This window comes from Zhongshania guokunii, assembly GCF_040892635.1.
GTDB classification, from domain to species: Bacteria; Pseudomonadota; Gammaproteobacteria; order Pseudomonadales; family Spongiibacteraceae; genus Spongiibacter; species Spongiibacter guokunii.
Genome location: NZ_JBFRYA010000019.1, coordinates 1 through 13,809 on the forward strand (window position 1 = coordinate 1; position 13,809 = coordinate 13,809).

Here is a 13,809-nt window from a genome sequence, read left to right on the forward strand (position 1 = left end):
TCAGTTGCTGGTAAGTTCTCATCATCACTTCATCTCTTGCCGGAGAAAAAGGGGGGAGCTTACCTTCAGCTGGCCGCTTCTTCTACCTGATCAGATGATGCACTTCGGATTTGAATCCGCGTCCAAAAATAGTGGTCATGAAAAAACCGATAGTGCTGCGGAGCGAGTGCATGAGGCGGTTGATCGCGCAGCGGCAATGGCCGGTACCAGTGAAGAACGCTTGAAAGAACTCGCTGATGAATTACGCGGCCATGCTGATAAATTGGCCGAGTCGGCGCGTAGCCGGTCTGAGGAAGTAACTACAGCGGTGGGTGATTACACACGAGAAAACCCCATTAAAAGTATTGGCTTAGCATTTTTACTGGGCACCATTCTGGCGTATATATTTCGCAAATAGTGCGGAGCAGCGCAATGAAGGAAGAATGGAATACGCCAAAAGCCACCGCCCAACAGGGTGGTGGCGACTTACCCAACGACGATTCTGCATTTCAAGAAGAGAGCCTAGCGCTATTGTCGACGGCCTGTAGTGATTACCTGGATTCTTATATAACGCTGGCGCAATTGCACGGCCAGCGTTTTTTATTGTCACTGTGCAAAATGTTTCTGCTGTGGGTAGCCACATTAATACTGCTGCTGGCGGCATGGTGTAGTGGCTTGCTCGCGCTGTATGAAGTCGCAGTGATAATGGGTGCGCCGCCGGTACTAGCGATGCTAGTGGCGGCACTTTGCAATTTGGCCATGGCGTGGTGGTGTTGGCGTCGGATGTGCAGTCGCTTGCATGGTTTTGCAGTGAGGACGAGAGAAAATGAGCCGACCGGAGTGAACAAAGGGGCGAGCAATGGGAACTGAACGCTGTTTAGAGCAGGCGATTGCTCGACAACAAGACCGTCAAAAACTACGTCAGCAAGTATTATTCCGTCGCTACCGCGGTTATCGAGGTCATCTTTCTACCAAGCTAGCGAAAACAGAGAATCTCCTTGCGGCGCTCGGTTTGGGAGTGTGCGCGGGGCTATGTCTCGGCGCTAAAAGCAAAAAAGGTTCTGCTCAACAATATGTAAATGAAGCTAGTACTTCCACGGTGTGTAGTCGCTTACTTGTGGATTTACTGGATAGGCAGTTGAATCGAGCACTGCAGACAAGGCGCTGCGCCTGCCGCGGCGCCTCCAAAGATGGGGCGTGATTGCGGCTTCGTGCCGAGTGGTGATCGCGGGCGCTTAGTCGTTGAGGTGGTCGATTTTATTAAAGCTGAGTAATTGCTTGCTGCGCAGGCAAATCTCAGTAAACGCGGTGTTGTGCTTACCGTATTTTGGCCACAAGGTGGTGTCGCCATCAAGATAGTGGGCCAGAGCAATGCTAATGGTCACACCGTGGGCCACAATAATGACATTGTCATTGGGGTGTTTGGCGGCAATTTCATCTACCGCGGCAACAATTCGCTGTTTAACCAAGTTCTGTGACTCGCCATTGGGGGCAGTGAAATCGGGGTTGTGAACAATCTGCTCTAAAACATCGCCTTCGGCGACCAAGTCAGAAAAACGTTTGCCCTCCCAGTCGCCTAAGTGAAACTCCATTAGGCGTGGGTCGTGTATCACCGTTAAATCAAAGGCAGTGGCTATTGCCTCGGCGGTGATACGCGCCCGTTGGAGTGGGCTGGTGTAAATCACATCCGCGCGCAGGTATTGAGGGAAGTAAGCACCTAAGCGCCGAGTTTGCTCGTAACCTTCCTCGGTTAATTCGGTGTCAGTTTGACCGTGCCATACCTTGTCAATATTGGCGAAGGTTTGGCCGTGGCGGACAAAGCAGAGTCGGCCGGTGCTTGCTTGGGTCATAAGAGCTACCTGTATAAACGTGGCCCTGATTATACAACGGATTACAGCTGCAGGTTTACACCGAGCTGAAGCTCCAGAGCTTGTGCATCCTCCCAGTCGAGGGCGTCGGTGCGTAGACCAATATTAAAATACTGACCTTTGAGGTTTAGCCCCCAAGCGCTGCTGCGTAAATCGTAACTGAGCTGCCACTGTTTACTCTGCCACATTCTTTGGTAGCCAAGGCGTGGGAATACGCGGCGATCATAGGCAAATAGTTCAGCGTTTATGTTGTGCGTGGTGTCGATTCGATAGTTGCCGCGCAGCGAGTAGCGCCCCGCCAAGCGCTGGGTTTGGTCGCGATAGCGCTCAACGCCACTAACGGTAGGTTTGGCATCGATTGTGCCATTTGGGTCAAAAGAAATATTGTCGGTGTTAGCCGTCGCGGTGGTGTAGGTGAGGTCGCGGTACTGAATAAACGACAATACATCTCGACCACTTAAATCGACATTTAGCTTTTGGTTTAATTGCCAGTGTAGATCAATGTCGAGGGATGCGCCGTGACCATCGCTGTCTTCTTCGGGGCGGTCGAGCAATGTATCGCGGCTATAGCCGTAATTAAGATAGAGCTGGGCTTGGTAGCCGTCTTCAAGGGTGTTTAATTGGCCTTTTAAGTAGCCGTCGGTGGTATGGGTGGCTCGCAAGTAGTTAAGTCGTGTTTTTAAGGAGACCTGTTCATTAAATTCGTAAAAATAGGCGGCACTTAAACCCCAAGCACGAAGGTGGTTGGGACGCAGGTAAACATCGTAATGGGTGTTTTGCGGCAGGGGCAAATCGTTGCGCTGTAAATAGGCCAGCTGGCCAGTGTCTTTATTAAATTTCAAATAATAGTCGTAGCGATAAAAATAACTAAATTCAAAATCATTTTTGCGTACACCTACTTCAGCTTGATTGTGAGTAAAGGCGTACTTCCCAGATTTTAAAGGCGCACCATCAAGATCGTGAATCATCTGTTCTATGGGTGCGGCTTGGCTATAGCTGAGGCTGTCGAGATAGAAATAGTATTCAGTGTCTGGAGTGGCGGCTGCGCTCAGTAGAGAGTAGCTGCTAAACATGATCGCGATGACGGCGCGCATAGAGTAATTCCACGTTGGCTAGATGGTGTATACATAAGCTTAAAATGACAAAAAAGGGAGGCCGAAGCCTCCCCAATACAGCAAGAAGTGCGTTTACATAACGGTTTCGAAGCTGCCATCGTTGTAGCGAATAACGACTGCGCCGGTGTCGTCGCTGATGGTGGCGAACGCAGTGCCGCCGTGTTTGATGTCACCAGAAAGGCTGGTTTCTTCTTCCACTTCGGTCTCGGTCAAGGTCATGGTCACGCCGTTGTGATTGCTCAATGTCGCGCTATTGCCGCCTTCATAGGCTAGATTGAGCTGATTGCCACCGTAACTCAGTTTTAGTGAGCCCTCGCCGGTTTCTAATCCGGTGCGGTTGGCATTGAACTCGACTTTAACGTCGTCATCGACGCCGTCGATGTCGAAGTTGAAGACAATGCTCAGGCTGACCATTGCGTAATCGGTCTCGGTTTCATTGAGGTCGCATTCATAGCTATAATCGCCGCCGTTTTCAAAACTGTAGCTCGACGCCTGAGTACAGGTTTCACTATAGTTATCGATATTGGCCGCAAGGCTTGCGCTAATGGCATTCCCGTCGTCATCACTAAATTCACCAGACAAGCTTATTTCGAAACCATCAAAGGTAATGGTTTCAGTGTATTGCTCTTGGTTAGAATTAGCCTGCCAGTCAGTGAAACTGTAGCTATTGCTGTAGCTGCCGACTTCAGTGCCAGTTAGCTCGCCGAGTTTAAGCGCCATCATGCCGGTAAAGCTAACATTGTTGTCGCTATTCAGCTGCGCAAGGGTGATGTTTAACTTGGCGTCTATATTGGTGACAGTAAATTCATCGTCCCAAGTATCGCTGTAGCTACCACCAGTCTCGGTTTCGGTTTCGGTCTCTGTCCATTGGCTATCGTAGCTTAAGGCGCCGCTAAAGCTACCTTCGTTGATCGTGATGGAAACCGCACTGCTCGCGGCAGAGCCGGATACAGATAATGCTGCAGTAGCGGAGCCGGTTTCAGACACGCTTCTAGTGCCATCAACGGTACTCTCTACGGGCTCATTTTCATTGATGACAGTGCCATCTGCGGCGCTTATTTTAATGGCGACATCGGTTTCGGCTAAGACTATAGTCTCGTCTACTGAGAGTGTTACCGTGCCCGCCGATTCAGAGATGGCTACAGTGATGCCATTAACCTCTATAGAGCTGGGCTTGTCTTCATCTGGTGCGTCGAGGTAAAGCTCGTAAGCGCTGGCAATGGCATTAAGGCCTAGACCTAGGCCCTCAGCAACGATATCGCTGTCAGCAGAGACCGCTTCACTGGCAAGATCAATTTGATCGGCAAAGGCCTCTTGATTGGCCGACACAATACCGGCGCTAGCTAGGTTACGAACCTGCTTTACAAAGGCTTTACTGGCAACAAGGCCTTCGCTGCCAACATCATCGGGAACATCGCCCTGGCTGGCGGTGGTGTTGTTACTATTCTGAGCGCTAGATTCTGCTGTGGTGAGGCTGGTGCTGGAGCTGCTAACGCCACTAGCATTTTCATCTACACCTTCGACGGCTTTCACTGTTTCAAGTAGAGCAAGTGCCTCTTCGAGTAATTCCTCTAGGCTTATATTGTCGCTATTAGTTTCTTCCCGATCCGCTATACCGCCGTCCCTGAATTGATTGACAAAGTTAGTTACAGCGTCTTCTAAGCTTGGCGTAGTGCTCGCCTTGAGCGCGGCGGCAATAGCGGCAGCTGATTTTAAATTGTATTCAAGAGCGGCTTGGCTCGCCGCGTTAACTGCATCAGCGTTAGTGATATCCACAATAGGTTGATCGATCAGCCCACCAGTTATCCCTAGTCGGCTGGCGACTTGGGCGTTCGAGCCCGCCGCAGCGGCAGATGGGCTTGCGCCAGACACTACTTTTTGCAAGGTGAGCTTAGAGGCAATATCAGTTATTGGCGTGATGTTAACTGCGACGCTGCTGCCGCTGGCTTGGGGCAGGGTTGCCGACATCGCAAATCCCGATGCAAGGGTATAGTCTTCGCCAAAGTTTTTCTCGCCACATTTGGCAAGGTCGCAGCGCATCAAGGTGCCATCACCGGCGGTGATTTCCACGTAAATCGCGCTACCCGCCACGTAATTACTATTCAGTACTAGGCTATAACTGCCGTCTTCTGCGGTGGTCGCTGGGTCGGCGAGGCTAGTGGCTCGATCTACGGTGCCTTCGGCTGTAATGGGGTAGGCGTTTACGATACCGCCAATAATAATACCTTTTGAGCTGGTGCCGGCAATGGTGCTTGGCGCAGCACTGCTGCCACCGCCTTTATTGCTGTCGCTACCACAGGCGGCGAGACTGGCGGCGATGGCCAAGGGTAGAAGGAATTTTTGGAACTGGGGAATTTGACGCATGGAACATCTCCTTGTTTACCTATATCGGCAGCATTACTACGCTGTTAACGTCCGTATTAAACATTGGGCTCCAGCCGTGTTTGCTAACACCTCAATGTGTCGGCAGTAATCCGGATAGGTATTGATTTTTTTATGTGTGTTGCGGTGCAATCAAGAGGAACAACAATGAGCAGTCAAAAGAAGACGCATTTTTATTCACGAGCGATAAAGCACGTTAACGCCATTACGTTTTAGCCGCTAATTCCTGCTTTTTCAAGTATTTTCACGAATTAACGACTAAAAGTTTAGCTGCAATAGCGTTTTATCATTTGCTGTAGTACATCTATCGTCGGCTGAATTTGGTCCAGCGCCATAAATTCATCGGGCTGGTGGGCTTGGTCAATTGAGCCTGGCCCCATAACAATGGTTTGCAGGCCAAGTTGTTGAAAAAATGGGGCTTCGGTGGCAAAGCCAACGGTGCCGGCAGGCTGTCCGATAAGTTGTTCTACCAGTGTAACGATATCGGAATCTGGCGCTTCTTCGTAGGCTGCGAGGCCTGGCATTAAAGCGCGCAAGCCAATGTTAATGGCGCGGCGCTCTGCCACAGGGGTGAGCACTTTTTGAATCAGGGAGTCGAGCTCATCGTTATTCATACCAGGAGTGGTGCGAATATCAAAATGCAGCTCGCACTGCCCGCAGATGCGGTTGGGATTGTCGCCGCCGTGAATACAGCCAAAGTTCAAGGTGGGGGTGGGTACGCTAAAGCCTGGGTGTTGGTATTTTAGTGCTAGTTCTTGGCGCAATTGCATAAGGCCGCTCATCACCTCGTGCATGGCGTCCATGGCGTTATTGCCAAGTAAAGGGTTAGAGGAGTGCCCCGAGCGGCCGGTAATGGTGATGCCCTTCATCACAATGCCCTTGTGGGCGCGCATCGGCTTTAGGCCAGTGGGCTCGCCCACCACCGCGTAGCGGGCACCGGAGACATCGGCGTGCACCAGCGAGCGAGCGCCGTCCATACTGCTTTCTTCGTCGGCGGTGGCAAGAATAATCAGCGGTGCGCTTAGGGGTTTTTCTAAGAAGGGCTTTAATGCCTCTATTGCGATAGCAAAGAAACCCTTCATATCTGTGCTGCCAAGGCCGTATAAGCGACCGTCGCGTTCGGTGAGGGTAAATGGGTCGCTGTGCCATAGGGTATCGTCACAGGGTACGGTGTCGGTGTGGCCGGCGAGTACTAAGCCGCCGCCGCTGCCGCTGCCGAGGGTGGCAACTAAATTGGCTTTATTGGGGCTGCCGGCAATGGGCAGTATGCGGATGGCAAAACCCAGCGGCTCTAGCCAAGTGGCCAGTTGCTCAATAACTTTGATGTTGCCCATGTCGCGGCTGGGCAGGGTAGAACTTACCGAGGGGAGTTTGACCAGCTCTGTCAGCATAGACAGAACATTGTTAGTGCTCATAGATTTCGCCATTTATCGCCGTCGCCGCATGGCGATTGAGGGATATATTGTAGCGAGTCGGGCAAACAATAACAGTGGCTAGCGCTGATATTGTTTGCCCTGGAGGCCTATTCTCTTAAAGGAATATCGCCTTAAAGATAAAGAAGAATACAATTGCTAGGCCAGCACCGGCGGGCAGAGTGATAATCCACGACATAAAGATATTGCGGATTACGCTCAGGTTTAGTGCGGCAATGCCCCGCGCCAAGCCCACGCCCAATACCGCACCCACTAGGGTGTGCGTGGTAGAAATAGGCAGGCCAGTTGCCGAGGCGATAACCACGGTAGAGGCGGCGCCCAACTCGGCGGCAAAGCCGCGGCTGGGCGTCAGCTCGGTGATCTTCGTGCCGACGGTGGCAATAACCTTAAAGCCGTAAGTGGCCAAGCCAAAAACAATACCGCCAGCGCCGACCAGCAGTATCCAGCTGGGCAGGGCCGATTTAGCGCCAATAACGCCGCCAGACTGAATCACGCTCACTACTGCGGCAACTGGGCCGATAGCATTGGCAACATCGTTAGAACCGTGGGCAAAAGCCATGGCACAGGCAGTAAATACCATGAGTACCGCGAACATGCGCTCTACACTGGCAAAGCGGAAGCGGCCATCGCCCGAGGGCACGTCTTTAATGCGGCGTAAAAACAGCTGGCCAATACCGGCTACGATAACCCCAATAACCGCCGAATAGCCAAGACATTGCTGGTAGTTTAGTCCCAGGCCAATATGCTTAAGACCTTTGGTTAACGTAACCATGGCGATCATAAAGCCGACCAGGAACAGGTAGTACGGGATGTACTTTTTAGCGGCTTCAAAGGGCTTGGGCGCATTCAATATTAGGCGCTGGGCACTGAGAAACAAACCAAAGGAGATGGTGCCGGCCATGACCGGTGAAACCACCCAACTGGCCACAATCTGGCCGACCTTGCCCCAGTTTACGGCGTTAGTGTCGATGCCAACGGCAGCAAAGCCAACTAGTGCGCCCACAATAGAGTGGGTGGTGGATACCGGCCAGCCCATCATGCTGGCCACAAACAGCCACACACCAGCGGCGAGCAGTGACGACAGCATACCGAAGACCAGTAAATCTGGACTGTTGGCTACGAACGCGGGATCAATAATGCCTTTGCGAATGGTTTCGGTAACTTCACCTCCCGCCAAATACGCGCCACAAAATTCGAAGAGCATGGCGATTAAAATCGCCTGCTTAATGGTAAGTGCCTTGGCGCCTACCGAGGTGCCCATGGCGTTGGCAACATCATTCGCACCAACACCCCAAGCCATGAAAAAGCCAAAAAGGCAGGCTAAAATAAGCAATAACTGCCCGTGTTCAGCAATAATTGACATGAGAATTCCTTATGTAATCTTGTGCCGGCTTTTTAGCGGGCAATAACGATTTGCAGGCGCGAGCCTACTTTTTGTGATTTATCAGACAACTCGCCAATTAAGGTGATGGTTTGATACATAAACATCACATCGACTGGCGGCAGGTCTTTCTCGATTACATAGAGGGCGCCGCGAATATCGATTTGTAGTTTGTCTGCGGAGTGCTCGAGGCGGTCTAGCTCCTCAATCATGGTTTCCACTAGACTGACTTCACGGCCTCTAAAGCCGGTTTCTAGCAGTTCATCCAACTCTTCAATGGCTTTCATAGCCTGGGCCGAGGTGGCAATCGCTAGCTCAACATATTCTTTCAGCGGCGTAGCCAGCGAGGCAGGGATCTGCATTTTACGGCCTAGCATTAGACCAGCAATATCCTTGCTGCAGTTGGCGATACGATCTTGCATACTGACCAAGTCGAGCAGGTCGGCGCGGGGCACGGGAAGGAATAGGTTGTTTGGCAGTTGCAGGCGTACCTGTTTTTTGAGTTTGTCGGCTTCGTTCTCTAGGTCAACGATGATTTGTTGGGCCTTCTCAGCCTGTGCCCAATCGTCGGCGAGTACTGCGTCTATAAAGGGTTTGAGTGCGGCGGCACAGGCTTGTGCCTGCTTCATGTGTTCCTGTATCGGTTCGAAGGGGGATTTTCCGAACAGATGGCCCAGCGAATTTAATGGCACGGTGCGACTCCTGCTTATCGTCAGTCGTATAAGTGGGCGGATTATACTGACGTCAGTGGGCTGTAACCAGTTTTTAACGCCTCAGTATTAGGGCTGGTGTAATTTGACTGAGACTTGCCATAATGCAAGGGTGTTTCTAAATCGCTCGAAAACGCAGTGAATAGTTCTGAATCGCCCAACTATAACAAGGGGTTAGCGCGGCTATGCAAAGCCAAATCAAGACAACTGGACCGTTAGAAACCGGTGGCTTACTACGACAATTGATGGCCGACGGAATTATTGATGCCGCTAGCGCCAAGCGTTTGCGGATTAGCCCACCGCGCAGCGGCGACAAAATTCAGCATGTCCTTAACTATATCGTTAGTGAACAGCTCACCGATCTGTCGCGTCACGGCCGTGCCCTGAATATGGACAATCTGCTTGATTGGTTGGCGGCGTACTGTGGGCAAGAGGCAATGCGCATTGATCCCTTGAAAATAGACGTGCCTGCGGTGACCGAGGTGATGTCCTTTGCCTTTGCCCAGCGTCACCGGATCTTGGCAGTGGCGGCGAATGAGAAAGAAGTGGTGATTGCAGGTGGCGAGCCCTTTGTCACCGCGTGGGAAAGCGATTTACAACAGGTGTTGCGGCGGCCTATTCGGCGGGTACTTGCCGACCCCGAGGCTATAGACCGTTTTACCGTGGAGTTTTACAGCCTCGCCAAGTCGGTGCGGGGCGCCAGCGGTGATAATAGTCGGCGCGGCAATGCCAGTAATAACCTTGAGCAATTACTGGAAATCAGTAATTTAAAAGACCTCGATGCCAACGACGGTCACGTGGTGAATATTGTCGATTGGTTGCTGCAATACGCCTATGACCAGCGCGCCAGTGATATTCACATTGAGCCGCGCCGCGAGCAGGGCAATGTTCGCTTTCGTATCGACGGTGTGCTCTACAATGTTTACGAACTTCCCGCCACGGTGCTAACTGCCGTAGTAAGTCGCCTAAAAATACTTGGCCGTATGGACGTGGCCGAGAAACGCCGCCCCCAAGATGGTCGCTTAAAAACCAAGAACCCTGGCGGCGCCGAAATCGAATTGCGGCTGTCAACCCTGCCCACCGCCTTTGGCGAAAAAATGGTAATGCGGATCTTTGATCCCGAAGTATTGCTGCGCAGCTTTGACGAGCTCGGTCTGCGCGGCGAAGATCGCCAGCGTTGGGACGGTATGATTCGCTCCGCCCACGGTATTGTTTTAGTCACCGGCCCCACTGGCTCGGGTAAAACCACCACCCTGTATTCTAGCCTCAAGCAAATTGCGACCTCTGAGGTGAATGTCTGCACCATTGAAGACCCCATCGAAATGGTTGAAGACGCCTTTAACCAAATGCAGGTGCAGCACAATATTAATCTGGATTTCGCCGGCGGGGTGCGGGCTCTGCTGCGCCAAGACCCAGACATCATTATGATTGGTGAGATTCGCGATTTAGAAACCGCCGAAATGGCGATACAGGCCGCGCTTACCGGTCACTTGGTCATTTCGACCTTACACACCAACGATGCCCCCTCGGCAGTTACTCGCTTGCTGGAACTGGGCGTACCCGCGTATTTGATTCGCGCCACCGTACTTGGGGTGATGGCTCAACGCTTGGTGCGGACCTTGTGCCCTCATTGCAAAGAGGCCACTGCGCTGAATGAAACCGAGTGGACTACCTTAACCACGCCGTGGAAGGTCGCGCCGCCCAAACAGGTATTCCACGCGCCGGGTTGTTTGGAGTGTCGGAATACCGGTTTCCATGGTCGCCAAGGTATTTATGAAATTTTGCCGGTGGAGGGGGCTATTCAGGGTGCGATTGGCGACGATATCGAACTGGATAATCTGCGCCGCCTCGCCATGAAAAACGGTATGCGCACCTTGCGGCTCAGCGGCGCTCAGAAGGTCGCTAGGGGTGAAACCACCATTGCCGAGGTGTTGAGGGTCGCGCCGCCAGTGCAAACCCAGTAGGCCGCCACAAAACTAATAAATAGAGATAAGGCTAGGCGATATGACAGCAGTAGAGAGTTTAGCGCTACAGGATGGCGAGCTGCCGGCAGTGCTGACTGCAGAAGTGGAGCAGCGCTGGCAGAGCCTGCTCGAGCACTGTGATAGCGAGCAGGCGCAGTGGTATCGAGGTTTTGCCAACTCTGCGCGGCGCGGGGAGTTGTTGCAAGCGCTGGCCTGTAGTCACATGCTATCTGAATTTTGTGTTCGCCATCCGGACTGGTTGCGGAGCCTAGATGCTGCCGGCCTATTGGAAAGTAGCTTGGCGCCAGAGGATTGGCGAGCTGAGTTAAGCGCCGCTTGCGCAGATTGTGAAAATGCCGATGATCTCGCGCAAGTGCTGCGCCAGTTTCGCAACCGGCACTGGCTGCGCATTGTGTGGCGAGATCTAAATCGCCTCGCTGAAATGGAAGAAACCGTCGCCGATTTATCCTATATGGCCGAAGCCTGTGTGGATGTGGCCTTGGTTTTCTTGCATCGTCAACTGTGCGAGGAGCGCGGCCATCCCCAGTCTAAAACCGGTGAGCCACAGCAATTGGTGGTGATCGCCATGGGCAAGCTAGGAGCTGGCGAGCTGAATTTGTCCTCGGATATTGATCTTATCTTTGCCTATCCGGAAGCCGGTGAAACCGTGGGCGCGGCGCGTAGCGTGGATAATCAGGAGTTTTTTATTCGCCTGGGCCAGCGCCTCATTAAATCGCTGGATACCCGCACCGCTGACGGTTTTGTGTTTAGGGTGGATATGCGCCTGCGGCCCTACGGCCAGAGCGGACCGCTGGTAATCAGTTTTGACGCCCTAGAGGAGTACTACCAAGATCAGGGGCGAGATTGGGAGCGTTACGCCCTAATTAAGGCGCGCTGTATTGCCGGTGATCGCGCTGCCGGTGCGCAGCTCTTAGATCAGCTGCGGCCCTTTGTGTACCGCCGCTACTTGGATTTTTCGGCCATTGAATCCCTGCGTGAAATGAAGGCCATGATTCAGCGCGAGGTGCTGCGCCGCCAGTTGCAGGACAATATCAAATTGGGTGCGGGGGGAATTCGTGAAATCGAGTTTATTGCCCAGTGTTTTCAGCTGATTCGCGGCGGTCAGGAAGTCGCTCTGCAGGTCTTAGAGTTGCAAATAGTTCTGCGCGAGTTGGCGGCGCAGCAGTATTTGCCTAGTGAGGTGGTGGCTGAGTTAATTGAGGCCTATCGCTTCTTGCGCAATACCGAGCACGCCATACAAGCCTGGCGAGACCAGCAAACCCAGCAATTGCCGCAAAGCGATGGCGAGCGTTGCGCCTTGGCATTAGCGATGGGCTTTGGCGGTGATTGGCCTGCCTTTGCGACGGCGTTAACTGAGCATAGAAACAGAGTAAGTTGTTGTTTTGCCAATGTTATTGCGCCAGTGGAAACCGAGGCCGAGCGCCCTCACCTCAGTCATCAGCGCTGGCGTTCCATGCTCGATGATCTCAATCAAGACGTGGTGCGTGCCAGCCTTGAAGAAGCGGGCTTCGACGCCGCCGAAGAGGCGGCGCGCTTATTGGTTGCCCTGTTAAAAGGCGCCAGCGTGCAGCGTATGCAGGGCCGTGGCCGCGACCGGCTCTACAGCTTGCTGCCGCTGTTATTGGAAGATATCTGTGGGGTGTCGGCGCCCACCGAAACCCTGTTGCGGCTTATCCCCTTAATCGAAGCGGTGCTGCGCCGCACCGCTTATTTGGTATTGCTCATCGAAAACCCAGGTGCCCGTGGTCGCTTGGTGGGGCTGTGTGACGCCAGTCCGTGGATTGCCCGGCAGCTCGCAGCGCACCCCGTCTTACTAGACGAGCTGCTCGACGCCAGTAGTCTGTATTCCATGCCCGATCAAGACGGCTTGACAAGCGAGTTGCGGCAGCGATTATTGCGTATCGAGCGCGACGATCTAGAGGCGCAAATGGAGGCGCTGCGCTATTTTCGCCTTGCCCATGTGCTGCGGGTTGCAGCCTCTGAAGTCACTGATAGCTTGCCTTTAATGAAAGTCAGTGATTACCTCACCGCGATTGCAGAGGTGGTTTTGGCCGCAGTGCTGGATATAGCCTGGCAAAATTTACTCGATAAGCACGGCAGCCCAGTGCCGGACGGTGATGATCGTCGCCACTTTGTGGTGCTGGGCTACGGCAAACTGGGTGGTATCGAGCTAAGTTACGGTTCAGACCTAGATTTGGTCTTTCTGCATGATTTACCGCCCGGTGCGGTTAGTGATGGCGACCGGCCGGTAGACGCCGGCACCTTTTTTACCCGCCTCGGTCAGCGCATCATCCATATTCTTACCGCCACCACGCGGCTCGGTGCTCTCTATGAGGTCGATATGCGTCTGCGGCCCTCGGGTAATTCGGGCTTATTGGTCTCGTCGTTCACGGCTTTTGGTGACTATCAGCAAAAGCAGGCATGGACCTGGGAGCACCAAGCTTTAGTGCGGGTGCGGGCGGTTGCAGGCGATGGCATTCTGGCGGAAAAATTCGCTGGTTTGCGTCGCCAAATTCTATGTAAGAACCGGCCACAGGCGGCGCTGGCAGAGGAAGTGATCGCCATGCGGCAGAAAATGCGTGAGCACTTGCTGCTTGGAGTAAATAAAAATACCGAATTTGACCTTAAACAAGGTGAGGGAGGTATCGTTGATATTGAATTTATGGTGCAATATGCCGTTTTAGCATGGTCACATCAGCACCCACCGCTTACACACTACACTGATAACATCCGCATACTGGAATCGCTGAATAATAACGGTCTGATTTCGAGAGCGGATACCCAGGCACTGATCGACGCTTACAAGGCGTTTCGAAGTCAGGCGCATCGCCTTAGCTTACAAGAGCAAAAAGGGCGGATTGCCATTGCGGCATTGGGCGCAGAGCGGAAAAATGTCAGTCGACTCTGGCAGCAACTGATGTTTTCTACCTAATATTAATTTTTTGCATGCCCGCTT

General features: G+C 52.8%; 11 protein-coding genes. 5 read left to right on the plus strand and 6 right to left on the minus strand.

Annotated elements, in window-relative coordinates; translation table 11 throughout:
- From AB4876_RS16805 to AB4876_RS16815, 3 genes are all read left to right on the plus strand, one after another.
- Window positions 1-397 (plus strand): ElaB/YgaM/YqjD family protein (locus AB4876_RS16805; RefSeq protein ID WP_368382897.1); only part of this gene is annotated, 397 nt, incomplete at its 5' end.
- Window positions 398-411: 14 nt separating this feature from the next.
- Window positions 412-849 (plus strand): hypothetical protein, encoded by a 438-nt coding sequence (locus tag AB4876_RS16810; RefSeq protein WP_368382898.1) that lies wholly within the window; start codon window positions 412-414, stop codon window positions 847-849.
- A complete protein-coding gene (locus AB4876_RS16815; RefSeq protein WP_368382899.1) occupies window positions 839-1,180 on the plus strand; it encodes a hypothetical protein in 342 nt (113 codons plus the stop codon). The genes AB4876_RS16810 and AB4876_RS16815 overlap by 11 nt, the downstream gene beginning before the upstream one ends.
- A 34-nt stretch (window positions 1,181-1,214) precedes the next feature.
- Here the strand turns inward: AB4876_RS16815 and AB4876_RS16820 are convergent, their stop codons facing one another.
- The 6 genes from AB4876_RS16820 to AB4876_RS16845 form a co-directional block, all read right to left on the minus strand.
- Window positions 1,215-1,829 carry a histidine phosphatase family protein gene (locus AB4876_RS16820; RefSeq protein ID WP_368382900.1) on the minus strand — a complete coding sequence of 205 codons (615 nt, stop codon included), beginning with the start codon at window positions 1,827-1,829 and terminating at the stop codon, window positions 1,215-1,217.
- 41 nt (window positions 1,830-1,870) lie between these two features.
- On the minus strand, window positions 1,871-2,941 hold the full coding sequence (locus AB4876_RS16825) for a hypothetical protein (protein ID WP_368382901.1): 1,071 nt from the start codon (window positions 2,939-2,941) through the stop codon (window positions 1,871-1,873).
- Window positions 2,942-3,034: 93 nt separating this feature from the next.
- Window positions 3,035-5,326, minus strand: coding sequence for a hypothetical protein (locus AB4876_RS16830; protein ID WP_368382902.1), 2,292 nt, complete (start codon window positions 5,324-5,326; stop codon window positions 3,035-3,037).
- A 284-nt stretch (window positions 5,327-5,610) separates the two neighbouring features.
- Complete coding sequence (argE, locus tag AB4876_RS16835) at window positions 5,611-6,759, minus strand: acetylornithine deacetylase (protein WP_368382903.1); 1,149 nt, start codon at window positions 6,757-6,759, stop codon at window positions 5,611-5,613.
- 115 nt (window positions 6,760-6,874) lie between these two features.
- The gene (locus AB4876_RS16840; protein WP_368382904.1) at window positions 6,875-8,140 is read right to left on the minus strand and encodes an inorganic phosphate transporter; all 1,266 of its coding nucleotides are present in this window, start codon (window positions 8,138-8,140) and stop codon (window positions 6,875-6,877) included.
- Between the two features lie 32 nt (window positions 8,141-8,172).
- A complete protein-coding gene (locus tag AB4876_RS16845; RefSeq protein ID WP_368382905.1) occupies window positions 8,173-8,850 on the minus strand; it encodes a TIGR00153 family protein in 678 nt (225 codons plus the stop codon).
- 203 nt (window positions 8,851-9,053) lie between these two features.
- Here AB4876_RS16845 and tfpB point away from each other — a divergent pair, with 203 nt between their 5' ends.
- Together tfpB and glnE are read left to right on the plus strand one after the other, a co-directional pair.
- The gene (gene tfpB / locus AB4876_RS16850; protein WP_368382906.1) at window positions 9,054-10,832 is read left to right on the plus strand and encodes a type IV pilus assembly ATPase TfpB; all 1,779 of its coding nucleotides are present in this window, start codon (window positions 9,054-9,056) and stop codon (window positions 10,830-10,832) included.
- A 40-nt stretch (window positions 10,833-10,872) separates the two neighbouring features.
- Entirely contained in the window at window positions 10,873-13,785 is a 2,913-nt protein-coding gene (gene glnE, locus AB4876_RS16855; RefSeq protein ID WP_368382907.1) for a bifunctional [glutamate--ammonia ligase]-adenylyl-L-tyrosine phosphorylase/[glutamate--ammonia-ligase] adenylyltransferase, read from the plus strand.
- Window positions 13,786-13,809: the final 24 nt, after the last annotated feature.